This is a genomic window from Nostoc sp. CALU 1950, assembly GCF_051172895.1.
Lineage (GTDB): Bacteria > Cyanobacteriota > Cyanobacteriia > Cyanobacteriales > Nostocaceae > Nostoc > Nostoc edaphicum_A.
On the sequence record NZ_JBDNJQ010000051.1, the window covers coordinates 1 to 24,508 of the forward strand.

Genomic DNA, 24,508 nt, shown 5'->3' on the forward strand with positions numbered 1-24,508 from the left:
GGCTTTGAACTCCATTAATGAGGCTTTGAACTCCATTAATGAGGCTTTGAACTCCGTTAATGAGTTTTTATTTCTATTCTCTAATCTCCTGCTCCCGGCTCTCTCATCCCAATTCCCCAGTCCCCTTTCCCCAATTCAATTTTGAAGAAGTGCTTCGGGGGAATTGATTTTATCTTCTGGGATGGAAGTTTCGCCTTCCAAGCCATTGATTCGACGGTAAAAATCTTGGAGGTAATTTAAATCTTGGGAAAAAAAGTTTTCCACGATTGCAGGAGTCACTTCTGATAAAGCACCCAAGTGGGTAATCACTCGAGACAAGATAATAATTGTGGCATAAACGGGATTAGCTTTAACGCGGGGGTCACGCAAGGGTGCAATTTCGTCTATCGCCGTTGATAAACGCATTACACCTTTACGGTGGAGGTTGCCTTCAGAGTCTAGATACCCCTTTGGCAGTGTAAATTCAAACTCTGTGGGAAACATAATCCTCCTAATTACTTCACGCGTTTAAATTCCTCAAAAGCAACCTCCACCTCCTCAATTTCGATGTCATGGCTGCGGGCGTTAACATCGGCAATTTTGTAACTTGCGGGCCAAGCACCGGCTAATTCGAATCTAGCTACTTCTTGATTTGCCTGATTATAAATAGATAAAGCAACAAGTCTACGTTGCTGTGACCAATTACCCTTTTCGACTTTTTCAAACCACTTCCAAAAATCCATAGAGTTGGTGGTACCTCTACGCAGAATCAGATTACCACTCTTGGGATTGCTAGGAAGCTTAGTTCTCACCACCTGACCTTTTGATTGCCCTTTTGTACCCCAGGTTTGAGAAGTAACTTCAGAAATTTCAATTACCTCTTGGGTTCTTTTGAAGCCTTGACACTCCAAAAAAAAGCAATTGGCATCGTTTTGACCTTCTAGTGTCAGTTCCAAATAGAACCGATGGGCTGTCAGAACTTCTGGAATTTGGCTTGCGGATTGTACCACTGTTAATTACTGCAAATGCTAATTATTTGATTCGTTTAATTCCTTCGTGAACCAATTCAATAGTTTCATTCGCCATTTCACCACCAGAAGCAGTTAGGGTAGGCCCGGTGTATTTACAGGGATAACAATTGACAATGTTCCAGCGTGCTTTTTCAGAGCCTTGTTGGTCGTAAGCAACAACCGAGCCAGTTTTACGATTCTGTGCCCACTTCCGAGGGTCTCCCATGTCTTCGTTACAGTCTTGATACCATTTATAAAGGTCTATATCATCAGTGGCGATGACTTTGACTGTGATGTTGGTAAATTTAACAACAGTTGGTGTAGCTTGACGCATGAGTTTTGCGCCCTTAGATGAACCGTGGACTTCTTGCGCTGGTGTATTTTCAACGCCTAGTCCGCTAATTTCTTTGATGAATTTATCAGTAATTCCGTCAGCCTCAAAGTAAAACTTACAAGAGGTTAAAAATTCGCCTGCCATACTTTTAGACTCCTTTGTGTGTGGTTAATTTTGGGAATGGGGAACAAGAATTTTAGATTTTAGATTTTGGATTTTAGATTGAAATTTAATCCAAAAGACGCTCGCAGACTCGCTAACGCTGCGCTATCCGCAATCCAAAATCCAAAATTGAATTGCCCTATTCGCTATCTTCAATGCCATTCCATTGGCTGATGCGGAAAACAACAAATTCAGCCGGTCTGACGGGACAAACACCGACTTCAATATATAAACGTCCTAAAATTCTGGTTTCTGGTGGGTTCAATTCTTCATCGCACTTGACATAAAATGCTTGGGCTGGAGATGCGCCAAATAAAGCACCTTCACGCCAGATACGCTCTAAGAAGTTACTCACGGTGCGGGTGACACGTGCCCATAAATCTTGGTCGTTCGGTTCAAAAACTACCCACTGAGTCCCTAATTCTAGGGATTTTTCGATATAGCTAATTAGTCTACGCACACTGATGTAACGCCACTCTGTTTTATCTGGCTCAACTAAAGTGCGTGCGCCCCAAATGCGGATACCTCGGTTGGGGAAGCTGCGAATACAATTTATCCCAAGTGGGTTTAATAGTTCTTGTTCGCGGAAGTTTGTTTCATAGCCCAAACCAATTACGCCTCTAGGAACTTCATTTGCAGGGGCTTTGTAAACTCCTCTGGTTTCGTCGGTGCGGGCCCAAACGCCCATCACATGACCACAAGGAGGTACTAAAATTGGATTACCGCGATCGCGTGGATTGGGTACTTTAATCCAAGGATAATAAAGGGCCGCAAACATCGAACGACGGTTAAATCTATTCAACCACTCCACTACTTGTTGAGGTTTGACGGCTTCCGGTGGCGCATCCAGTACAACCATCCGGTTGGGCGGATTGGGAATATCGCCACTGGCAGAACCCTCACACATACTAATCATCAACTCGATGATGCCGTGGACTTGATCTAAATTCAGTACTTGCTCTTGATAAGCCCGCATCACATCAGGACAAGCCAGCATTGTGATTTCATCAACTTCAAAGATACCGCGTACCCCGGTGCGATCGTCTCGAACCCCTTCTAAATTTTGCGAAAATCTATCAGGTGTGGCAGCAACAATGGGCGGTGCTAGCTCATATTGACCATTAACCGGACGACGAGCTAAAGGTTGTCCGCTTTGAGTTATGTCTTCTACGGTGACATACATCGAATTTCTCAATGCTGTCAGCGCATAAGTTGCGACTTGAGCATTAGGGTCGCGGTTCATGCTCAAGTTTTCGTATTGCTCTAAAAGCTCATCTCCCCGACGAATCTGAACTGTAAAATATTCACCCGTATTTGGAGGTGCTTCTCCTTCAGTACCTTCGGGTAGAGCGCGGGGCGAACCATCAATAATGACGATATTTACTAATCCACCTGCTGCTTGCTCAGGACGCAAAGTAAAGCGGAGGGCTGGACGATTGCCTCTAGAGTTGATTCTGAGGGTAGCCGGTTCTGGAGTTGCGGGTCTGGGTGCGCCTGGTAACTGAGTCCCAATGCTTGTTATCCAGCAGCGACCGCCACCATTCATAAAGTAGCCGTAGACTGAAAAGGGTAAATAGGCGTTGAAGTCGGTGAAGCCATCAGAATTGGGACGCGCAAAGTAGTTTAAAAATTGCGTCCAAGTGGTTACTAGCATGGGCTTGTATAACTCAGCCCCACCTCGAACATCTTCAGTAAAGCCTACAAATCCGGCAACTGCTGTGCTAACACCTTCAATTGGTCGGCTACCCCGGTCAATTTCTTCGATATAGACACCAGGAGCAAAGTAATCAAGTCTAGCCATGAAAGTCTCTCCAAGTCAGTAAAAATCTAAATTATTCAGGAGTTAGAAATATTTCTTTGAAAGTATGACTTTGGCTATCTACCAATGCATTAACGTTTTGGGGTAAATAGCCAGGATGATTCAGAGTCAAAACATAATTACCTAAATGAAGGTCTTCAAAGAAGAACAGCCCTTCTTTAGTGGTTAATATGGATTTTTCAGTTCCCCTCACAGCTACTTCTGTCGCTACCAGTGGCAGATTTGTCACCGCACTTTTGACAATACCTGCGATCGCAACTCGTCTAGTTAGAACTAAACTGTCACTATCGCGAGACAATTGATTTCGCAAATTGAAAATTCGCTCCCAAACCAAAGGTACTGGAGTCGGTTGTGGCTCGAAGGGAATTGTAACTGTCAAATATAAGGCTGAACGCAATGGCACACTGAGAGCGCTCCATAAAGAACCAATCTCAATTGGCGGCTCTAGGGCAACTGTCAGGTTCAAATTACCATAGCCCCGTAATTCCGGAACCAAAAACTCCTCTTCCAAGGTGCGATGGCGCAACAGCACAGTCAACGCCTCACTAATAAAGTGATGCTCACCTAAAGCTGTTCTATCCCAGGCTGTTAATAGCAGCGAAACATCAAACCAAGCAGGTGCCCAATTTACAGTAGCAGGTTGTAGAGCGCGTGTTAGCTTGCGTTCAACTTGCCTGCCAGAATGTTGTACCTGCTTACTCTCACGTATATCAAAAATATATAAATTGAGAGTCGGGCCTGCTCCCTCTTCCCTGCGATTACCAGGATGGCTAAAGTCAATTTGCTCTGTACTGGTAAGTGAGGTTCCTCCAGCTAGAATTTCGGCTAAAGTTTGAAGAACGAAGATAAGCATGAAGGTGTTCTGCTGGTAGCTAATCCAGATGCATATACAGTATATGTATCAGTCTTCTAAAGTTAATTAGACTTTTGTCGATATTTTTGTCATTGGTCATTTGCCATTGGTCATTGTCTCCCTATTTGCCCACTCACCATCTCCTCAGAATGATTGAGAACGCTAGTAGTCTGTCAATAATTGATGGATAAATTCCTTGTAGAGACGGCGATTTATCGCGTCTCTCTAACCGTCAAAATGAATTTGACAGACCACTAGAGAAGATTTAGATTTTCAAAAATCCGAAAAGCGGTAACTTCAGTTTGTAGATTTAGTCTGGAGTAGTTCTTAATCAGACGCACTACATTTTTATTGTGGGGTGGGCAGTTTTACCATTGGTGTTAAATGTGAAAGCCATCTTAGAAAAAGCTTTTAGATATGTCTCGTTCCCAGTCTCCGACTGGGAATGCCCATCGTTGGGGCTGCCGCCTCTAGACTTGCGGCAGAGCCGCTTTTGAGTTGCATTTCCAGCCAGAGGCTGGAAACGAGATTTAAAAAGGGTTTTACCTTAAGTTGACACCAATAGCGACACACTTATATCTCAAAAGTTTTAAACTGTGATTGATATAACTATTATGCAGTTGCATATACTTAGAAAAATCACATGCGGTTTTGAATGTAAACTTAATAATTCTTTGTATTATTTGGTTACAAAGATAACTTAACAAAAAAATAAACATTCCTGAGACTGCATAATTTTATACTGGTCAGCAGAAAAGTAAAATATTTGGTTGCAAAAAGCGAGTGAAGCTATGACACTAGGCTTTTCTGTACAAAAATTAGAAAATGGCTCTAATTATTTGAATTCCTCAGAAATTCAGAGCTTTTGTCAGCTTGAGTCTGAACAGTTAACTAGTCAATATCCAATTTTTTTCGCTCGGATTGTCTATCATGATTCCTTATTGAGAGCTAATCAGGAAATTATAAATTATGGTCAAGATCAAGCTCCTTTTTCCCAAAAAACTTTAGCTTATTTGCGCTCAGAAGTATGGTTTACAGATTTTCCACCTGCTTTGACTTTACATGAATTTAGACTTAAGGACTTTTCATCCATTTCCTACATTTGTCCCATATCCTATAGAAATCAAAAACCTGAATACATTCAAATTATTACTCGTGAACCTCTCTCATTGAATTTGCAATTATATGTAAAACGTTCTGCGATGCTCCTGAGTAACTATGTAAATATTTACTTAGACTATGGAAGACAAAAAACTGAAATTCAACTCCTGGAAGATATCCTACATCGAGTAGGACATCAATTGCGTAACTCTCTAGGACTCGTAGGATTGTATGCACATAATTTATGCTTAGGATTAAAGGATAGCCCTTGGCAAGAACAAGCAACAATCATCGGCGAAAGCATCCAAGATTTAGATATTAATTTAAACGAACTGATTGATTGCGGTCAAAGTGCAAAATTAAGAGTAACACTTCAAGATTTAAGAAGCTTGGTCGTTGAAAGTATCACAAATTTACAACCTCTAATTAATCAGAAAAAACTTAAAATATTAATTCCTGATACATCGACAATACTGAAGATAGACAGATTACAAATAAAACAAGTATTTGACAATATCCTCAGTAATGCTGTTCATTTCAGCCCTAATTCAGGAACTATAACTTGTAGCTGGCAGATTTTTCAAGATGAAGTTTTAATTAAAATTTCCGACCAAGGTCTAGGACTATCTCAAGAAGACTTACAAAAAGTATTTACCCCATTTTATTCCCGGCGGAAAGGAGGCACAGGACTGGGTTTAACTATTGCTAAAAAAATTATTCTCGATCATCAAGGAAGTATCTGGGCGCAAGTTTTACCAGAAAGTGGAGCACAATTTTCTATAATTTTACCTCGACCAAGAAGTGGATAATAATTCGTAATTCGTAATTCGTAATTTGTAATTAGAAAGATGGCTAATGACAGTAAGAAACTTTCGGTTTTGCTGGTAGATGACGAAGAACGCTTTCGTCAGGGGTTACGTACTCTTCTGAATTTTTATAGTATTAATTCTGCATTACCTGTAGAAGTTATGGGTGATGCGGATTCTGTAGAGCAAGTTTTAAAGTTTACAACGCAGAAGTGTCCAGATTTAATTTTGCTGGATATGCAATTAAAAGGATGTGATGGGATTACAGTTTTAGCACGGCTTAAGGAAACTGCTTATACTGGCAAAGTTTTAGTATTATCGGCTCATCAAGAAGACGACTGGATTTTTAGAGCAATGCAAGGGGGAGCCGCAGGTTATGTGTTTAAAAATCGTTTAGCAACCCAATTGTGTGAGGCGATTGACACTGTTACAAGGTCAGAAATTTACCTACCTTCAGAAGTTGCTAGTCGATTTTTCAGGTTTTTTCAGGCTTATTCAGATTCTTGTGTAAAAGCATGTCATGAAGTGCATTTAACCGAAAGAGAGCAAGAGGTTTTATACTGGTTAACTCAAGGTGCTTCTAATGAAGAAATCGCTAAACATTTATATGTAACAGTTGCTACTGTTAAAGCGCATCTCACCAGTATTTTTGAAAAATTGAAGGTTACTAGCCGGACTCAAGCGATTGTGACAGCCCTCAAGCTAGGATTAGTTCACGCTTGAGCGCGACGGAAGTAATCGGCGCAATTCACGAAACTCTTTGTATATGCCTTCATTTGAATCTTTATATCAAGAATACCCCTGCTCGTACAATTCTCCCTTAAGTTGCGATCGCCCTTTCCAAACGGCGCAGCAAATCAAGGGCGCTAAGTTTTGCTTGGAATGTGGTTTTCCAGCAACTTTACCACAGGAGGCTGAGATTAAAGGAAATCAGGGGACTTATCAAATAGCTAATTTTATTGGTGTGCGGGGTTTGGGCCGCTTATACTCAGGTGTTCAACTCAAGGACAAACAGCCTGTCATCATCAAAGAATACCTGCTACCCAATCGTTGTTTTAATGAAAACGAGACTCAAAAGCGCAAAGAGACTTTCAAACGAGTGGGTGGGATAAGTTTAGCCGATAGTCGAATTCAAAACTTCCGTCTTGTGGAAACTAAAGAAGCGATCGCAGATGAAAAAGGAGAACGCTGTTATCTAATTACTCAAGGAATAGAGTCATCCCAAACTTTAGCTAAGTATCTCATAGAAAAAGGAGCAATGACATCTCAAGATGTACGTGAGGTACTAAATCAAGGTTTGCAAACTCTCCAGTTTCTCCACACTCAAAAGCTGCGTTTTCCCTCGAATCAAACACAACTCGGAATAACTCACGGCAACATCAGTTTAGATAGTACCTTAATTAAAGTAGAAAATAATCAAAAGTTTTCTATATACTTTTGTGATTTAGCTATCTGGGAAAACTTATTTATTCCACCCATTATTGCTCAACCCGCTCCCGCTAGACCTGAGCAAGATTTAGAATCATTAGGATTACTAGCCTTTTATTTATGGACAGGACGGACAACTAATTTTTTATCAACCCAGCCTCTCGATCCTAGAGATAATCAACAATGGCCAGATACCGATAGCCATTTAAAGCAGTTTATTTATCGACTAATTGGTTTAGAAACTCCTTTCGAGAGTGCAGAAGCGGCTCGTCAAGCACTGCTGCAACTTCCCAAAGAAGATCATGGCAAAGGTTCAAGTTCCCTACGTTCGCCAGCTTCTAAAGAAACAGCAAAGCGTTTCCCAATGCCCTTAATATTGCTAGTAATTATGGCGTTATTACTACTCGGCGGGGGAATTTGGTATTGGTTTTTGGGCAGGAAAACAAATAGTCCTAATCAATATATACTATGGTCTAGACTTGTGCGGAATTTCTCAGAAGTTCCCAACGTTCCTTCAGGGCAATTTACTTACACAGGAGAAAAAGAAAGTACGTGGAGTTATGTTTTAACGCAACCAGTAGATAACAGTCGTTTAGGAGATTTATTGACCAGACCAAAGCCAGATGCAACAGCAACATTTAAGTATGAATCTGTTTTGTCAGCAAATATAAGTAATCCAATTAAAAGTATTGAAGAAATCCAAACAAACAAAAAAGATTTTGCAATCACTAGTTTAGTAGACAATATCACAGATAAACTTGCTAAAAAACAAGTTGCTTATGATGGATTAATTGTTTTTGTAGCATTTAATAAAAGAGATTCAAATCTTGCTAATGCTTTGGGGGGACAAATAAATCTTGAGCAATTGCGTCAAATTTACACAGGTAAAATTACTAATTGGCAGCAAATTAATCCCAAACTTCCAAATCTATCGGTGAAACCTTTTGCCCCAAATGAACCAGAAGCAATCAGTAAATTTCAAGAAATAGTTCTCAAAAACGCTCCTCAAGACGAAGCTTTATTTGCAGCGAAGGTTACTAAACTTGATACAACAAAAACCCAAAACCAGATCCGCAGCGAGACTTTAGAGGGGCGAACCACTGGGATTATCAGTTTTGGCATTATCAGTAAAACTTGGAAACAGTGTACTGGTTATCCGCTAGCGATCGCAGATGCTAAAAAGTCAGCTATTCAACCTCTGTTTCAAAAACGCGATCGCCGCTCAATTAATCCCTCAGATGACTTATGTCAGCATGATGATTATTATGTTGATGTCACAACTTTCCAAAGCTACCCTCTGGGATACCCTATTTTTGTAGTGTACCCTAAAGACAGCAACCGCCTGCCTGGTGGTTCTACATTTGCCCAGATGCTAACTACTCGTCAGGGTCAGTGTTTACTTAGTAAAGTAGGTCTTGTAGCTTTACAACCTATGCCTGATGATATAAACTCCTATGCCTGCAAATCGGTGCCCTAATCCCAGTTGCGAATATTTTAACCGTGCCCTGCCTAACAATGCTAAGGTTTGTCCCTGGTGTTCAACTCCCGTGGGTAATGTAGTTGCTCCTACACCACAACCACCTATTCAACCACAGCCTAGTCAACAACCACCCAGTCAACAACCGCCAGTTCAGTATCAAAGACCAGCAACAGACCAACCTAATTATCAGGCTCCCCAACAAGCTCCCGTTGATTATTCAACAGTTTATCAGCCACGGGTTTCTTATCCACCAACACCGCCTGTTTATACTCCCCCGCCTCAAAGAGCGCCAGTCTTAAAGCTGATTCATAGCACTGGAAGAGAATTTAACCTTGTTGGGGAAGGAGGCTATATTGGTCGCCGCAGTCAGAGTCCAGGAATAGCGCCGCCAGAAATTGACTTAACCGGGATTCCCAGTGAAGGAATAGTCTCTCGTCGTCATGCACGAGTCGATTGGGACTGGTCGCAAAATTCATACATGATTGTTGATATGAGTACAAATGGTATTTATTTAAACAACACCTCTCTAACTCCTGGTATGCAATATCGCCTCCTTAACGGTGACTCACTGCGATTTGGTCAGGATAACCTAGTCAACTTCACCGTATATATTGTGTAGTAAAAATCTAGTTATGTTGTAATGAGTATTCTCTGCGTACCTCTGCGCTTCCCTCTGCGCCCCTTTGCGTTTAAATTCTAAAATTCCGTTATTCACAAAGGAAAAATGAGCAATATATTTCGGGAATTCCTGCAAAAGGTAGGCGGTGGAAGTCACACGAGCGAAAATTTAACTCGTATAGAAGCAGCCACCGCTACTAAAATGATGCTGTTGGGTGAAGCGACACCAGCCCAAATTGGCGCGTTTTTGATTGCTCATCGAATCAAGCGTCCCACGGGGGAAGAGTTAGCCGGAATGTTGGATGCTTATGATGAACTGGGGCCAAAACTGCAACCAATAGCCTCTGAGCGACCAGCGATCGCACTTGGCATCCCTTATGATGGCAGAACACGCACAGCACCAATTAGTCCGGTAACAGCTTTATTACTCGCCGCAGTGGGACAACCAGTGATAATGCATGGTGGCGATCGCCTACCAACTAAGTACGGCTTACCCCTAATAGATATTTGGCAGGGTTTAGGAGTCGATTGGACTACCCTACCACTGGCAAAAACTCAGCAAGTATTTGAGCAAACGGGAATCGGCTTTATTTATCTACCTCAGCATTTTCCCTTAACTACAAGTATTTGGGAGTACCGCGACCAACTTGGCAAACGTCCACCCTTGGCGACAATGGAGTTAATTTGGTGTCCTTATGCTGGGGATGCTCACGTAATTGCTGGGTTTGTCCATCCGCCAACAGAAGGAATGTTTAAGATCGCTCTGGGGTTGCGAGGAGTAACAAAATTTACATTAGTGAAAGGATTGGAAGGTAGTTGCGACTTACCGCGCGATCGCACTGCAATTATCAGCTTATCTTCATCTGTAGCATCCCAAGAGGTAGAACGATTGCACCTCGTACCGCGCGATTACGGCTTTACTACCAAGAACGTACCCCTTGGAACTACTGAAGAATTAGTGGCAGATATTAAGGAAGTTTTAGCAGGTAAACCAGGTGAATTAATGCAAACAGCCTTGTGGAATAGCGGATTTTATCTATGGCGGAGTGGTATTTGTCCAGATATGCCAGAGGGTTTAGCTAAAGCAGAAGAATTATTAACCAATGGTGTGGTAGCAGCTAAACTCCAAGAACTCAGCCAGTCAGTAAATTAGCCGTCACCAGTGTTTGCACCAGCGTAATTAATTACGAATTACTTACTCAGCAAATCCTCCAAAATAGATTTTTGTTGCAACCAATCTTGACCGACTTGGATACTGATATCCGAGCCGAGGTTGCCTGTACTTTCTACGCGCACTTCTCCAAATCCCAAAGTGTTGCGAATTGATTCAGCACTTTCACCATCTCCTTGTTGGGCGACAATGTGAGTTACATCTAGAGGTTCACCCCATGCTTTGGCTATATAGATGTTGCGATATCCAGATTTTTCCAAGGCGCTAATTAACGGTTGGAGGTTAGAGCGATCGCCACCTGTACTATCTTGAATTGCTACACGCAAATAGCGTGGATTAACCATCTGCTGCTCCTGGTCTGATTCCAAACCAAAGTGCTGAACCATGAGTTTGGCAATTCCATCTTTGTTGGGCAACCAATAGCTAGCATCATACTCATTCTTCTCGCTAAAGCGACCTGGCAGCATTAACATCTGCATATTAGAGCGATTTGTCCGGACTCCAAACCCCAATAGTGCCACTAACTCTTCAACAGTCAAGTTTGTATCAATGTGGTCTTTCACTACATCAAGAACTTTAGGTAATTGAGCAACCGTAGCTGGGTTGAGTGTTTGATCCATCAAAGCACGCATGACCATTTGTTGCCGCTGAATCCGACCAATATCACCAAGTTCATCATGACGAAACCGCAGCAATTGTAGTACCTGATCGCCGTTGAGATGCTGCTTACCCGCCTTCAAATTGATGTACAAATGCTGAGAATCATCTTGATATTTCATATCTTTGGGGACGTAAACTGTTACACCACCCAAAGCATCAATCAGCTTACCAACTCCCAGAACGTTAATTCGGACATAGCGATCAATTCCCGCCCCACCTAAGAGATTACTGACGGTTTTAGCAGTTAAAGCTGGGCCACCTTCAACATTGGCATAATTAATTTTTTTTACTCCAGACCCTTCTATTCGTGTACGGGTATCTCTGGGAATGGAGAGCATAACTATTTTTTTCGTCTCTGGATCAAATTTGACCATGAGCATCACATCCGCAAGACCATCAAAGGAGTTTACTTGGGGCAGATATCTCAGGTTTTTGGTTTCTTCAGGAGGGTTTTGGACATCTGGAGGAAGTACGCTCATCCCCATAACTAAGAGATTGACTGGGCGAGTTAATTCTGAAAATCGCATCACACCACCAGAAATGCGATCGCTATCAAAGACAGCCTCATCCTGTGGACTTAGCTCGGCTTGTTGCAAAGGCGTACTGGTCAAAGACACCGCCAAAAGCGCCCCCGCAGTTGCGGACACCATTGCAATACCACTCATACCTACCCAAAACCACAGCCAACGTCCTGATTTCGAGTTCTGGGGAATTTTTTTATTGGACTTTGAGGCTTTTCCCGACTGGTTTTCTTCTGCCGAACTTCTTTGAATGGTCACAGACTTCCTCACACTTACTCACTAATCAAATTCGGTAAATTTGCAGACTAAAAACATCCAAACAAATCAACCCATAATAACTAACTCTTAATTATCAGTGCTAACTTTTTTAATGTAGTGTCAACCACAACACTTATAGCAACATTTTTATTTATTTTGGGCCAATCTAGAGATGTTTTACTGAAGTATGGCAATAATAAACTGGATTTGACTAGATATATGGATAAATCAATCGTAAATTTTTAGAAATACGTAAAAATACTGACAAATTCTCACTCTAAAAAATTAAGATAAATACTTGCCAAACACTCGTTCTGCTAAATTACTAAACCCTGGTAAACGACCAGATTTGCCCTGCATCAGGCGCAAAATCAACCAGACACTTACTAAAAAGTAACCCGAAGTGAGAAAGCTATTCAGGATAAATAGACGTAGCGGAAAAAAATCTGAAGTTGCTGTTCCGGTAGTTAATAATAGATAACCTAACAGCCAAGTAAGTGCCAAAGTAATAGACAGACGACTAATAGCAAGTTGTTCCCGACTACCCTGGCCCCGATAGAGTGTCCACAAGGATGGAAAAAAGCCAATAATCGGAACCAAATATAAAAGTAATTGTGTTTTGGGCATAGGGCATGGGGCATTGGGCATTGGGCATTGGGCATTATTATTCTCCCCCTGCTCCCCTGCTCCCCTGCTCCCCCGCTCCCCCGCTCCCCACTCCCCATTCTCTTTCGGCTCAAAATTATTCATTGGGGTTAGTCTAACTCCTAAACTAGAAGGATGAATAAGACTCATATATTTAGAGATAATAAGCTGTAAAGAAAGATTTAACTTAGTTCTATTCCGCAATCAGCTCAAAATGCAGACACGCAAGCTACTCGACTGGTGGCAAACATTCACTCCCATAGTGCGAATCGGGGCGATCGCGCTATTCGTTCCGCTGCTAGTTCTCAATGGTTGGGCACTTTCGGTATTTTTTAATTATTTTCATTCTCTCATAGTCATTTTAGTCGGAGCCTCAGTGCTAGCATTTCTGCTCAACTACCCCGTGAGTTGGATGGAGCATCATGGTGCTAGGCGAGAGCAAGTCGCTATCCTAGTATTTCTCTTGGCTTTATCGATTTTATTGGCATTGGGTGTGACACTTTTTCCGCTGGCCCTTACCCAAGCTCAACAACTGGTGGCTCGTTTGCCAGAGTTAATTGACTCTGGACGCTCTCAGTTAATGATATTAAACGAAAAAGCTGAGACTTTTGGCTTACCGATTAACCTTGATGCTTTGGTAGTGCAAATCAACGATCGCGTCAAAGGACAATTGCAAGCGATCGCTGGACAAGTTTTAAATCTGGCTGTACTCACAGTTACTAGTCTGCTAGATATTCTCTTAACGATGGTTCTGACCTTCTATCTTTTACAGCATGGGGGTGAACTCTGGCAAAGCTTAGTCGAATGGCTACCAAATAAATTTCGCGATCCTTTCTCTAAAACAGTCCGCCTCAGCTTCCAAAATTTCTTCATCACCCAGTTGATTTTATCTACCTGTATGGCCTCAGCCCTAATTCCTACCTTTTTGTGGCTGAAAGTGCCATTTGGGCTGCTATTTGGACTAACCATTGGACTCATGGCTCTCGTACCCTTTGGCGGTTCTGTGGGCATCGCTCTGACTACACTATTGGTAGCGTTACAAGATTTCTCAATGGGTGTAAGAGTGTTGATAGCAGCGGTAATCATACAGCAAATTCTTGAAAACTTAATCGCGCCCCGAATTTTAGGCAGCTTTACGGGTTTAAATCCAGTTTGGATTTTAATTTCGGTCTTAACAGGGGCAAGAATTGGTGGACTGTTGGGTGTAATTGTGGCAGTACCCACCGCTGTTGTGATTAAGACTGCTTTAAGTGCCTTGCGTCTTGGGAGCCTAAGCAGCGACACAGACGATAGCGCCACACCTGCATCCGTTACAGCAAATGAATCCCCGAAAGCGGAAGGTAAAAACACTCTAAGCATTTCTGAAGCGACATTACCCTAATTAAAGGAGGCAGGAGGTTTTCTCACTGCGGCTCGATGATGGAACCCATAAACAAAATACTTCCCGTCTGATTATCCCTAATCGCACAGAAGAAGGGACGATCAACAATCATTCGGAATGGTTCTGGCTCATCTCTCAAAGATGTTGTTACTATTCCCACTGAAGTCGCCGCAGCCGCTTCGGTTCCTTCTTCGTTCACTTCGACAAAAGTTTTATGTTTAACTTGGCTAATGGCAAAATTTTTACCCATGCCAGAAAAATTGGCTTTGTTACTGAAAGCCTCTTCCATGCCTAAAGTTTTCAAGGCATCATTGAGTGTAACGTCATAATCTGTTTTGAAGCGGGGTAAGCGAATAAATCCTTCTTGTTTGTTGAACTGAGTCATCCATTTTTCCCAGTTCTCAATATTCAAGTTTTGATAGAAAGTTTTGAGGTTAGAGTTTTCTTTGGGTAGGAAAATGTAAAAACTGACCTTACCATCTTTGCCATAAGGTAAACTAACTGCCTGAAATTGTTCGCTTTCATAGTATCTATAGTCACCCTTTTGCGACATCATTGGGTGTTGTTTTTGCCTGCCAGATGTGATGTAAAAAGGGTGTTGAGCAGTTTCTTGTTTGTCAAACTCGTTACTCCAATTACCTTTAAAATATATGGCATTAATCAGGAATAAAACTTGGTTGGGTTCAATCGTTTCAACGATTTTGTTAATTTTGCCATTAGTATTTTCTTTTACCCAATTATTGATAGTACTAGATGCGGCGGCATCTTTAAAGTTTAAATTGCTGACTTTAGCTTGATAGAAATCCTGGGTTCTTTTAAGGAAGTCTGGCGCAAAGCTAACATCTTGATTTGCCCAAAGTGAGTTAGCAATATTCAGTTGCACTTTCGCATCCGAATTGTCTAAAAGCTGCTTTAATGCCGCCGCGTAAGAAGAGTTTATTTCTGGTAGATTCATCCCCTGTAATTCCAGAGTTTTTGCCATTGCTTGTTGAGTCGAGCCGCTAGCACCGTTGTAAGTCATAGCAAGAGCGATCGCGACACTCGAAGGTGAGATAAAAACATTATTCTCACCTTGATCATTTTTCAGAACTTCTGAAAACAGTTTGAAGCCAAACTTATTGCTAGACTCAACGATTTTTGTATCAGTCTTGACTGTTTTTTTTTGCAATGGATTTTCGGACTGAGGTAAACTAGATTGGGCAAGGGCACTTTTATTACTCTCGACTTGAGAACACCCTAATACACTGAATAGAACAACACTTGCAGCTGCCAAAGCATAACGTCTGCCCAGACTAACACCGTGACGTCTTTGCAGGAAATTTTCTTTTGCATCACTAAACTTCTGCCGATTCATTGTGCTACCTCACTTGCCAAAGATTCCCGATCTGTGCTCAGAGTTGACGCAGATACTGTGTCAATGATTAACTATTGCATTTGCTCTAATAGAAAAATCGGCTGTTACAGTTTCTGTAACAACAAGTTAGTGATTGAGAGCAATTAAACACAACTTCTGAGAGTTGCTAATTCCTAATTGAGGCGGCTATGCAGACAAGTTATGAAAAACTTTGATTTCTAGGAGTTTTTCTATTTTAGATACAAACGTATTGTAAGCTACCTAATCACAAAATAACCACTTGTGTTGGATTCTGATAGATAAAATAAACGTCAATACTGCTCGGTTAAGCATTTTTAACTCGGAATAGGGTTTGGGAAAAGGTTAAAGGTTAAAGGTTAAAGGTTTTTTCTTTCCCCTTTCCCCTTCCCCTTTTCCCCTTAACCGACAAGTATTGAAATAAACGTTTCTCAATGATATGAAATACACAATTTTCGTAGGGACGCACGGCTGTGCGTCCCTATTTCAATTGATAGGTACACTCCACCAAGCTAAACTATAGGGTTGAGTCGCTTCATTGAGCTTTTGACGAAACTGGACGCGGATTTTGTAATTGCCAGTAGCCGTAACTGGGCAGAAAATATGTTCTACACTATCGATTTGGCTGATTGAGGAGCAAACAGCACCAGCATCTGAATTTGGAGCATCAGATTTTACCAGATAAAGATCGAGATTGTTCAAACCGCGATCGCGAAAATTTTCGCCCACGTCATACTGCTGGTTTTTATTTTTATCGTTGAGTTCCACCAATCGATCCCAACTCAGGGTAACAGCAACAAAGCTCCCCTGCTTTAACGGTTTTGCTAATATATAATCGACAGAAGCTCCAACATCGACTGTGCGATAATCCCAACCAATAGCCGGCACCGCACCTGATGCTTGCCATTTACCAGCACTAAATTGCTGATAAGCGCGAGATACATTTAAATGACCTGCTCCCATTTGGGCATCTAAGGGAATCTTTGAATCTTTGTAAGCATCAGAATCTAGCCAGCTTTGATTTTGTTTATCAATTAGTGTCCGAGTCATTCCTAACCGTAAGCCATCGCCGCTATCTAAAATTTTGTCTGCTGAATTCAGTAATACAGCTTTCATGACTTGATGACGCCGAGCATCAATACTCCAGTTGCGTTGTTTTGTCCGCATCTGTCGGTCAGCAAGTTCTTGCAACACAGCAACAGTAGCCGTGACTTGAGGCGCGGCAAAACTTGTACCTGTAACTTTGTTCAATTTGCCATCTGGATTGAGCAAAGGTAGGTTATTTCCAGGAGCAACTAAACTGATAGCGCGACGCCCATCAATATTAAATTCCCTTCCAGCTAGCCTTCCACTCGCTCCTTGGTTAGCACCCGCCAGATTAGCTACGTCTACTTTGTTAAAAACTCCCCCTCGGCGGGATGAAAAAGCCACGTTCATTCCGTTAAAATTATCTGTAGGGATGGGAATACCGCCCTTACCTTGGTTGCCTGCGATCGCATACAAAACATCGTGAACGCGACTAGACCAGTCAACACATAAAGTTAGTAAAGCATTGCCGTCTAAAGTAGCCTCTGGTCTAGGATCGCGGCTTAGAGGTTCACCAAAGCTAAAGTTAATGGCACGGACATCACCACTATTTTGTAGCGCTATGTGCTGGGCCGATAAGCACTCTTCTGGTTGACCCATATTTTTAGTGGAACCCACCGCCGATGAATACAGCCGCGCTCCCGGAGCAACTCCCGGCAAAGCTTTGTCTTGACTCACCATGACACCAGCAACATTGTAGGCATGAGGGTCAACACCGCTATTAGACTTAGCTGGCCCATTGCGTAAGAATACCGCCGCTAATGATATAGCACGATTCTTAGACACCGCCTTATCCCACCCAAACATTCCTGGTCGGCCAATTTCTACTTGACCAATAGCAATCTTACGACCAATTAAATTATAAGGAGGTTGGTGTAGCTTCAGAGCATCAATGCCGTTAGTTCCCAGTGCAGATTCTAAAGCTGAAGCAATTACCGGCACACTCAAACAAGAAGCACTTAATCCCAAAATTATCCAGGTTAGTTTTTTAGTCATTAGTTATTAGTCATTAGTCATTCAATTTTAGATTTTGAATTTTGGATTTGGGATTGAAGGAAAAATCTAAAATCTAAAATTATGAGTCTTGCTCAATGTTTTGTTACAATGCGTACAGACGAGGACGCTTAAAAACCCACTAGCCATGACCCAAAACCTATCTCAAAAGCCCATTGTAATTGCTCCATCTATCCTATCAGCCGATTTTAGTCGTCTGGGTGATGAAATTCGCGCCATAGACGCGGCTGGAGCAGATTGGATTCATGTTGATGTAATGGACGGTCGTTTTGTACCTAATATTACGATAGGCCCTCTGGTTGTGGAGGCAATTCGTCCGGTTACGACCAAGCCACTGGATGTCCACTTGATGATTGTGGAACCAGAAAAGTATGTAGAGGGATTTGCTAAGGCGGGTGCGGATATTATCTCCGTACATGCAGAGCATAACGCTTCCCCACACCTGCACCGCACCTTGGGGCAAATTAAAGAGCTTGGTAAAAAAGCTGGAGTTGTACTGAATCCTGGTACCCCTCTAGAGCTAATTGAATACGTTCTAGAATTGTGCGATTTAGTACTGATTATGAGCGTCAACCCTGGTTTTGGTGGTCAAAGCTTTATCCCTGGTGTGTTACCCAAAATCCGCAAGCTTCGCCAAATGTGTGACGAACGCGGTCTTGACCCTTGGATTGAAGTGGATGGAGGACTGAAGGCAAACAATACCTGGCAAGTTTTGGAAGCGGGAGCCAATGCAGTTGTCGCAGGTTCCGCTGTATTTAACGCTAAGGATTATGCTGAAGCCATTACAGCAATTCGCAATAGCAAGCGTCCTAGCCCAGAATTAGCTAAGGTTTAATTCATTTTTGGATTAACTATTCTCCACAAAAAAAGGTGGGCAAATTGCTCACCTTTTTTATGTGTAAATAAAAAAACTGGAAGCTATTCAAGTTTTGAACCTCCAGTAGTTACTATATAAATTGAAAGTTTAGAAACCAGAGATAATCCAGGTTGGGAGGACTAGGATTACAATAGTTGAAAGAGAAGCGTATGAGCTATTAGTTCTACCAGCCAAGGAAACGATTTCACCGTAACTTTTCTATTTCTGTTCCTGGTATTGATGTTAAGCGTTTGCTTTATTAACTAAAGCAACACCAAGCACAGGATAGGGAGTTTTATAAGCATCACTTGCACCGTCTGCAGTCGGTTAAAGCTGTATAAAATTTGGATTGGGGGAATCCACCTCCCCAAATTCTCTTTACCCAGACTTCCTCAAAAATAGAACCACCAGTAGCAACGGTTAGATCATCAGTCTTGGTTTAGGAGTTATTTACTCCATGAAATGCTGACTACTTTTGTAATCAGCTTGATTTATTTCATAGTCAGAACTAATCATTGATTTTATTTTTTAAAATTAACTTGCTTGCCAATCACCTCTATGTTGGTTTAAGTTGTAGTTGTTATTAGTTTACCAATACTGTCAGTATATATTTGCCATTTTGGCAGATTTTTGCAAAGAATTATCAAATTCATGAGTGCTATAGAAAACCTGCCATGCCATAAATTTTAAATTAGCACAGCAGGTTCTCAGAGACTTAATCACCACTAGGGCAGAATCTATTGATTCAAAATACTTTTTAATTGAATCCACAAGATTTCAAGGAAATGTCTTGAGAATTTTCTGGTTTTAATGGTGACTTGCTTGATTGATGTTCGTTAATGTGCTTTGCCAATCTCTGGTCTAAACTACCACCACGGATTTCTGTTTTTTTCTTTCCAACTACTTCCAGATAAGCTAGGTCTTTAATTTTGCTTAAGCAGCTTGATGATACATTACTATCAGACCTTGAATCATTAGCGTTTTTCAGCATTTTTAGATTTTCACTTTGCTGTTGTTTTGTTCTGTTAGCTTGAGAGTTTTCTTTGAGCAATCGATTGTAGGTGCGATATGGAATGTAATGGAGAGGATTATAACCACCAAATCTCAGCATTAAAACACATGCCCAGGAATACTTCCCAGCAAGAATTGCTTCAACTACTTTGTCAAATTGTTGAGCCTTGACTGTCTTATCTAAGTTGCTACTAATGCCAGCAATGTCTTGATTCATCATAGTTTTTAGTTATCTGGGATGAAGTAAACTAGTTCAGGTTCTGCGATTGTTGCTGTTTCAATTGAGGTGTACAGACTGCACTAGCCTTTTGCAGCTGTTGAATCGCTTCTCGGAAATTATCAGCAATGGGACTGTGTTGGATGTTGACAAGAGATAAAAATTCATCAATCAACAGACGTATACATAACTTTCCCAAGCTCTGATTGACTCTTGCAGCTTTGAGCGGTGAAGACTCAGGCTGATGATTCTTTCCATGAACTGACCTTTGATTAAAAACTTGATTGTTTTTAATCAAGTTTGTTGGCTGCTCAGTCTTAATTATCCAGATTCCCTCCAATTAATGGAGAAAACTGTAGCTTTTACTTGTTAGTAAGTGAAAGTTCAAAATTTATCTTTTGTCTTGTCGTGTGACTGATAGGACAAAATCTTAGTGTGATTATTGGTAGATGTAGTTTTATCTTCTTAAACTTTCTCAACTCCTAATTCAATAAATTTTCTCTGTTCAAACGGTTGTATTTCTTACTACTGTTGAATTAGGCATTTTCCGGGAAAATCGCATATTTTTTTGGATAGTGGAGAAAATTTATTTATCTTTGAGCGTTAACAACGTCATTCGTATTTATACTATTTTTTGTCGTTAATGTCATCTACTAAGTTAGCAGATTTATAAGCTAAATTTACTGAATGTATTCTGATACTTACTTGCGTATTGTGCAACTTTTACTTTTGTCCCTCTTTGCTAATTCATGAGGGGTCTTACCCCTCACACAATATCAATTTAAACCCTTTAGTATTGTCGAGTCACTAGAAGATATTACCACTAAGTATGATGTAAAACAACTTCCAAAAATAGTAGAAGATAGATAATAAAAAGTCTTAACAGCTATAGTTTTGAACCTATTTTTCAATAAGTTCAATTAGAGGATTATATCTATTAGCCTTGTATTTCTTGATTTACAAGAACTACAGCTTCAGCATGTCTACATGAAATCGCCGTAAACTGATCATGAATATTTCATGATTATCAGTCAGCAATTATAGATAGCCTAGTTTTAAAATAAAATTCCTGGCTATGGATAATAAATATATAGATATAGGAATTGCAAGTTGTTTAAAGAATCTCAATACTCTTGTAGGGTGTGTTAGCAAATCGTAACGCACCCTACCTATATTTCAAAAGTGAATAATAGTCTCATAGTTTTAATCATAATCATTACAAGTCAAGTAAAGCGACCATAGCTGGATACTTTTACCAAAAAAGATGTCGCAGACTAAGGCTATACAAGATTAAATAATTTTGTAATAGAGATAAAGCAGCTAACACAGAATATTATTAATCTGATTTAATAGTAAATTTTTTATGTATTAATCTTTAAAATTTTTATAAAATTGAGATTAAAAATGTAGTGGTAGTTGGACTAAATAGTAGTAAAAACACCAATTACCATGAGTTATTCATGAATGCCTTGCTCAACAAGAATATCTCGGTCTAGAACACTGCGCTGTTAAGGTATGCGCCAAATATCCAAAATCAAGAAGCTGATGGCAAAGACATTAAGGGAAAAGAAGCTTTATCCTGTTGAGCTAACTTCAAACTCTGGATGCGAAAGCCACGCCTTGGCTATGGTTGGGAAATAAATATGCGATCGCTCTTAACTCTCCAGACAACTATATAATGAATTTCTTGCCAATAAGCTATCCGTGGGTTATAATATGAGTCCAGCTTACTAAGACTCGCCCTCACTGATAGCGCTTCATATCCCAAAGTTTGGGCTGCTTTTGCTAAACCCTGGAGAGATACACGTCTATAATCTACCCGCGCTAACTGACGCAAAGTGTAGAAGTTTAAACATAAGCTCCAGTATTGGCTAATCATTGCCAAGCACGTAGCACGACGATCTGGTGAACTTTGTTGTTGAGTAAAGGAATAGGAATGCCATAACCTAGCCTTTGATTGTGAACATAGTCTGGGAAATATTAGCAATATTTATCGCTAAAGCTAGTAATATTTGCATTTTTTGAAACAGTAGTCTTGAATTCTCAATCCTTCAACTCTTACCATTACTGTAATTTTCCTTCACTTCCGGAAACACTCGGAAAATAAAATCACAAATCTAGACTCTGCCTTCTCAGATGAAGATGGGCTAAATTTGGCAACGCGCATATTATACATGAAATATGACTGTTGGTAGGGGTAGCTGTATACCCCTACGTATGTTGCATCAAAACGAGAATCGCTTTGACCGTTAATCAATTAATAACTAAGTAAATTCCCCAAATCGCCATTGGTCGCAGGTAAGTGCTAGCGCGGAAAGTACCCGCTGCGGTGATAGCCTCAGGTGTGCGAAATTGCAGACCATTGTTATAAATTTGCTGCACCACAGCTTGCGTCAACCTCAACGCTTCATCCTTCATTCCCATCTGCACGAGAAAAGCCGCCAGCCCAAAGTTTATCCCCGTCCAAACTTCTAGGGGGTGAGTAGCTTGGGGATTTTCTGGTGAGCCATCAGGACGAACACCATTAGCAGCACCAAACTCACCATTGCAGAATTTCAAAAAGCAGGCATCATAAACAGTTTTTAGGGCAGAAAGGGCGCGATCGCTCGGTACAATATCAGGTAAATCCAGCAGACGAGCATAAAACTGTCCGCACAATTGATCTGCCATCACCACATCGGAACCACTTTCACTATCAAGTTTGTAATATTGCCCATTCCAGAGTTTTTCTTGGTAAATAGGCAGAGATTGTTGTAACCAAGTTTCATAAATAGATTTTTGGGTTGCCAACTCCGCTGTGTTACCTGTCTGGTAAGTTAATAAAATATCGCTAATTGCGATCGCAGCCTCCAGCGCCGCCAACCACAATCCACCACAATAGGCGCTGACACCCTGTAACCGCCAATCATCAAAGGTTTGGTCAGGCGCACCAGAATTTTCGGGAATCCCATCGCCATCAAGGTCAAAAGTTTTCAGGTAGTCAAGGGTTTGAACGATCGCATTCCAACAATCTGCCAAGAATTCTACATCGTCAGCACCCGTGAGCAGAAAATCACGGTACACTTGCAAGACAAAATCACTACCCAAATCTTTCCACAAATTGCAGTCTTGATAGCTGGTGTAGTTAGTTTTCTCCCAAACGTGTTCGTTGGGTGCGCCTAAATCGTGGGGTGTTGCACCTGCGACTTTACGAACTGCAATCGGGCTTTCTGCCTTAATTGTCATGTAATAACCAATGATTCGGGGAGTATCATCACCTTGAGGAATCGCCCGTGCAAATGCCCGAATCACCGACTTTTCTAATTCTGGAAATAGCATCAGCAGGGCAAAAGAGCCATACAACCGCACATCTAGACTTTCATACCAGCGGTAATCTAAGCACTCCAGCACCGCAAACTGACCGATGGGGTCAAGTTCTGATGCTGCACTCCAGAGAGTACCGCCGCTGGTGAGGTCATAAAGCTCATTAAATAGAGCCATTTTAAACCAATCGGGTAAATCTTCCCGGTCGAGAATCGGTTGTTGCCAACTCTGAATTTGCGATCGCCAGGTTTGGTATTCTTGTAACGCAGTCGATGCGATCGCCCAAGCATTATTTCCACTTTTACCAAAAAAGTCCGTATATCTGCGATCATAGTTGACTCCGGCGGCAAATTCTGTAATGGGCAAATCCCAAGCGAGGACAAAGGGGATTTCGAGAGTTTCACCTGGTTGGAGAGTGAAACGTAGTGCGATCGCAGCCCCTAATTGTGTATTATCTATTGCTGGAGTCGGATTTACATAATTAGGCAAAGAACCATTTTTAGCAAAGCTTTCCCATATTTCCTCACCAGTTCCTTCTGGATTCCAGCGGGTGTGGTGGAATAATTCAACTTGGGGATGTTTCAGCGTCGCAATACACCAAGTTCCGTCACCTTCTTGCAAAGCATCACTACCAACCCGACCTAATACACAACCAAACTGTTGTGTATTTTCAACTATTTGGTTATAGTTTCCTTGACTTTCGCCCCAGCGTGGTTGGTATTCGTAAACCGGACTACCATCATCGCGCACTTGCACTTGGGGAGATTTGAGGGCATTAGTAAACCAGCCCACCATATTTTGCCAAGTCAGCATAATGCTGAGAGTAATAGGTGCATCTGTGGGGTTGTGGGCATTCCAGAGGAATAGCGCCACAGGGTAGCTAGTTTCTTGATAATTGCCTGCCCAGACTGGTGAAAACTGCTCACAAGTCAACTGTGCTTGAAATACATTTTCATACACAAACCAGCTACGTGGGTATAGCGCGTGATAATTGCCCGTTCCTTTTGTGTCGGCAAGTGTCGGATACCACTGCCAAGCTTGGAGAGTGCTATCATCGGGTGCTTGCGTAGACAAAGCGTAGGCTTGAGAAGATGTACCATTGGATTCAAACACACTGAATTGACAAGCGGGAACGTTTTTGAAGGTATGTTCACCGCCGTCGATGTGCCACAGGTTGAAATCTCCCCGTGAAGAACGACCAATGCAACCTGCACCAAAGCCACCTAAAGGCGTACCATGCCAAGGGCCATCATCAATATTACTTGCGTAGCGGACGGTATAAGGTTTGTCCCAGCCTAAGCCGATAGGACGGCTCCAAGTACAAGAGGGAATTTTCGGGGAGAGTTGATTTGTCATCACCTGATGTTACAGCGTGCGGTTACGTCAATGAAGACTAACGCGATGTGTGATTTTTCTCAAGTAA

At 41.5% G+C, this 24,508-nt stretch carries 20 protein-coding genes; 7 read left to right on the forward strand and 13 right to left on the reverse strand.

The annotated features are described in order from the left end of the window. Positions 1-135: 135 nt before the first annotated feature. The 5 genes from ABF638_RS15650 to ABF638_RS15670 all read right to left on the reverse strand — a co-directional run bounded on the left by ABF638_RS15650 (position 136) and on the right by ABF638_RS15670 (position 4,157). Complete coding sequence (locus ABF638_RS15650; protein WP_435023683.1) at positions 136-483, reverse strand: hypothetical protein; 348 nt, start codon at positions 481-483, stop codon at positions 136-138. Positions 484-494: 11 nt separating this feature from the next. Beyond that, positions 495-989, reverse strand: a complete 495-nt coding sequence (locus ABF638_RS15655) for a phage tail protein (protein WP_435023684.1) — start codon at positions 987-989, stop codon at positions 495-497. 22 nt (positions 990-1,011) lie between these two features. Next, a complete protein-coding gene (locus ABF638_RS15660; RefSeq protein WP_069069276.1) occupies positions 1,012-1,467 on the reverse strand; it encodes a phage tail protein in 456 nt (151 codons plus the stop codon). 157 nt (positions 1,468-1,624) lie between these two features. Beyond that, on the reverse strand, positions 1,625-3,286 hold the full coding sequence (locus tag ABF638_RS15665; RefSeq protein ID WP_435023686.1) for a phage tail sheath family protein: 1,662 nt from the start codon (positions 3,284-3,286) through the stop codon (positions 1,625-1,627). Positions 3,287-3,317: 31 nt separating this feature from the next. Further along, positions 3,318-4,157, reverse strand: coding sequence for a Pvc16 family protein (locus ABF638_RS15670; RefSeq protein WP_435023687.1), 840 nt, complete (start codon positions 4,155-4,157; stop codon positions 3,318-3,320). A 791-nt stretch (positions 4,158-4,948) separates the two neighbouring features. Here ABF638_RS15670 and ABF638_RS15675 point away from each other — a divergent pair. The 5 genes from ABF638_RS15675 (at position 4,949) to ABF638_RS15695 (ending at position 10,743) form a co-directional block, all read left to right on the forward strand. After that, on the forward strand, positions 4,949-6,067 hold the full coding sequence (locus ABF638_RS15675) for a sensor histidine kinase (RefSeq protein ID WP_435023688.1): 1,119 nt from the start codon (positions 4,949-4,951) through the stop codon (positions 6,065-6,067). A gap of 39 nt (positions 6,068-6,106) precedes the next feature. After that, on the forward strand, positions 6,107-6,787 hold the full coding sequence (locus ABF638_RS15680; RefSeq protein ID WP_181931608.1) for a response regulator transcription factor: 681 nt from the start codon (positions 6,107-6,109) through the stop codon (positions 6,785-6,787). A 43-nt stretch (positions 6,788-6,830) separates the two neighbouring features. Beyond that, on the forward strand, positions 6,831-8,969 hold the full coding sequence (locus ABF638_RS15685; RefSeq protein ID WP_435023690.1) for a substrate-binding domain-containing protein: 2,139 nt from the start codon (positions 6,831-6,833) through the stop codon (positions 8,967-8,969). Next, on the forward strand, positions 8,947-9,591 hold the full coding sequence (locus ABF638_RS15690) for an FHA domain-containing protein (protein ID WP_435023692.1): 645 nt from the start codon (positions 8,947-8,949) through the stop codon (positions 9,589-9,591). Before ABF638_RS15685 ends, ABF638_RS15690 begins: the two co-directional genes overlap by 23 nt. 105 nt (positions 9,592-9,696) lie before the next feature. Beyond that, complete coding sequence (locus ABF638_RS15695) at positions 9,697-10,743, forward strand: anthranilate phosphoribosyltransferase family protein (protein ID WP_435023694.1); 1,047 nt, start codon at positions 9,697-9,699, stop codon at positions 10,741-10,743. A 38-nt stretch (positions 10,744-10,781) separates the two neighbouring features. Here the strand turns inward: ABF638_RS15695 and ABF638_RS15700 are convergent, their stop codons facing one another. Beyond that, a complete protein-coding gene (locus ABF638_RS15700) occupies positions 10,782-12,200 on the reverse strand; it encodes an LCP family protein (protein WP_435023695.1) in 1,419 nt (472 codons plus the stop codon). 285 nt (positions 12,201-12,485) lie between these two features. Then, positions 12,486-12,848, reverse strand: coding sequence for a hypothetical protein (locus ABF638_RS15705; RefSeq protein ID WP_435023729.1), 363 nt, complete (start codon positions 12,846-12,848; stop codon positions 12,486-12,488). A 211-nt stretch (positions 12,849-13,059) separates the two neighbouring features. Between ABF638_RS15705 and ABF638_RS15710 the strand changes: the two genes are divergently transcribed. After that, complete coding sequence (locus ABF638_RS15710) at positions 13,060-14,226, forward strand: AI-2E family transporter (protein WP_435023697.1); 1,167 nt, start codon at positions 13,060-13,062, stop codon at positions 14,224-14,226. A gap of 22 nt (positions 14,227-14,248) precedes the next feature. On the opposite strand, the gene ABF638_RS15715 is transcribed toward ABF638_RS15710, so the two are convergent. Together ABF638_RS15715 and ABF638_RS15720 are read right to left on the reverse strand one after the other, a co-directional pair. Then, positions 14,249-15,580: a serpin family protein gene (locus tag ABF638_RS15715; RefSeq protein ID WP_435023699.1), complete on the reverse strand. Its 1,332-nt coding sequence runs from the start codon at positions 15,578-15,580 to the stop codon at positions 14,249-14,251. A gap of 504 nt (positions 15,581-16,084) precedes the next feature. After that, positions 16,085-17,680, reverse strand: a complete 1,596-nt coding sequence (locus ABF638_RS15720) for a S8 family serine peptidase (RefSeq protein ID WP_435023701.1) — start codon at positions 17,678-17,680, stop codon at positions 16,085-16,087. Between the two features lie 145 nt (positions 17,681-17,825). On the opposite strand from ABF638_RS15720, the gene rpe reads away from it, so the two are divergent. Further along, on the forward strand, positions 17,826-18,533 hold the full coding sequence (rpe, locus tag ABF638_RS15725; protein ID WP_069069288.1) for a ribulose-phosphate 3-epimerase: 708 nt from the start codon (positions 17,826-17,828) through the stop codon (positions 18,531-18,533). 778 nt (positions 18,534-19,311) lie between these two features. Here the strand turns inward: rpe and ABF638_RS15730 are convergent. The 4 genes from ABF638_RS15730 to ABF638_RS15745 form a co-directional block, all read right to left on the reverse strand. Continuing rightward, complete coding sequence (locus tag ABF638_RS15730; protein ID WP_435023731.1) at positions 19,312-19,782, reverse strand: HetP family heterocyst commitment protein; 471 nt, start codon at positions 19,780-19,782, stop codon at positions 19,312-19,314. Between the two features lie 31 nt (positions 19,783-19,813). Beyond that, a complete protein-coding gene (locus ABF638_RS15735) occupies positions 19,814-20,080 on the reverse strand; it encodes a hypothetical protein (RefSeq protein WP_435023703.1) in 267 nt (88 codons plus the stop codon). A gap of 1,326 nt (positions 20,081-21,406) precedes the next feature. Next, positions 21,407-21,661, reverse strand: a complete 255-nt coding sequence (locus tag ABF638_RS15740) for a cysteine peptidase family C39 domain-containing protein (RefSeq protein ID WP_435023704.1) — start codon at positions 21,659-21,661, stop codon at positions 21,407-21,409. Between the two features lie 374 nt (positions 21,662-22,035). Continuing rightward, positions 22,036-24,441 (reverse strand): GH116 family glycosyl hydrolase, encoded by a 2,406-nt coding sequence (locus ABF638_RS15745; RefSeq protein WP_435023706.1) that lies wholly within the window; start codon positions 24,439-24,441, stop codon positions 22,036-22,038. Between the last annotated feature and the right edge of the window lie 67 nt (positions 24,442-24,508).

What these genes read in the sequence shown, in the direction of transcription:
- ABF638_RS15650 (WP_435023683.1), bottom strand. Translation starts at nt 483, where the DNA reads ATGTTTCCCACAGAGTTTGAATTTACACTGCCAAAGGGGTATCTAGAC.
- ABF638_RS15660 (WP_069069276.1), bottom strand. Translation starts at nt 1,467, where the DNA reads ATGGCAGGCGAATTTTTAACCTCTTGTAAGTTTTACTTTGAGGCTGAC.
- ABF638_RS15665 (WP_435023686.1), bottom strand. Translation starts at nt 3,286, where the DNA reads ATGGCTAGACTTGATTACTTTGCTCCTGGTGTCTATATCGAAGAAATT.
- ABF638_RS15670 (WP_435023687.1), bottom strand. Translation starts at nt 4,157, where the DNA reads ATGCTTATCTTCGTTCTTCAAACTTTAGCCGAAATTCTAGCTGGAGGA.
- ABF638_RS15675 (WP_435023688.1), top strand. Translation starts at nt 4,949, where the DNA reads ATGACACTAGGCTTTTCTGTACAAAAATTAGAAAATGGCTCTAATTAT.
- ABF638_RS15680 (WP_181931608.1), top strand. Translation starts at nt 6,107, where the DNA reads ATGGCTAATGACAGTAAGAAACTTTCGGTTTTGCTGGTAGATGACGAA.
- ABF638_RS15685 (WP_435023690.1), top strand. Translation starts at nt 6,831, where the DNA reads ATGCCTTCATTTGAATCTTTATATCAAGAATACCCCTGCTCGTACAAT.
- ABF638_RS15690 (WP_435023692.1), top strand. Translation starts at nt 8,947, where the DNA reads ATGCCTGCAAATCGGTGCCCTAATCCCAGTTGCGAATATTTTAACCGT.
- ABF638_RS15695 (WP_435023694.1), top strand. Translation starts at nt 9,697, where the DNA reads ATGAGCAATATATTTCGGGAATTCCTGCAAAAGGTAGGCGGTGGAAGT.
- ABF638_RS15705 (WP_435023729.1), bottom strand. Translation starts at nt 12,848, where the DNA reads ATGCCCAATGCCCCATGCCCTATGCCCAAAACACAATTACTTTTATAT.
- ABF638_RS15710 (WP_435023697.1), top strand. Translation starts at nt 13,060, where the DNA reads ATGCAGACACGCAAGCTACTCGACTGGTGGCAAACATTCACTCCCATA.
- ABF638_RS15715 (WP_435023699.1), bottom strand. Translation starts at nt 15,580, where the DNA reads ATGAATCGGCAGAAGTTTAGTGATGCAAAAGAAAATTTCCTGCAAAGA.
- ABF638_RS15720 (WP_435023701.1), bottom strand. Translation starts at nt 17,680, where the DNA reads ATGACTAAAAAACTAACCTGGATAATTTTGGGATTAAGTGCTTCTTGT.
- rpe (WP_069069288.1), top strand. Translation starts at nt 17,826, where the DNA reads ATGACCCAAAACCTATCTCAAAAGCCCATTGTAATTGCTCCATCTATC.
- ABF638_RS15730 (WP_435023731.1), bottom strand. Translation starts at nt 19,782, where the DNA reads ATGAATCAAGACATTGCTGGCATTAGTAGCAACTTAGATAAGACAGTC.
- ABF638_RS15740 (WP_435023704.1), bottom strand. Translation starts at nt 21,661, where the DNA reads ATGATTAGCCAATACTGGAGCTTATGTTTAAACTTCTACACTTTGCGT.
- ABF638_RS15745 (WP_435023706.1), bottom strand. Translation starts at nt 24,441, where the DNA reads ATGACAAATCAACTCTCCCCGAAAATTCCCTCTTGTACTTGGAGCCGT.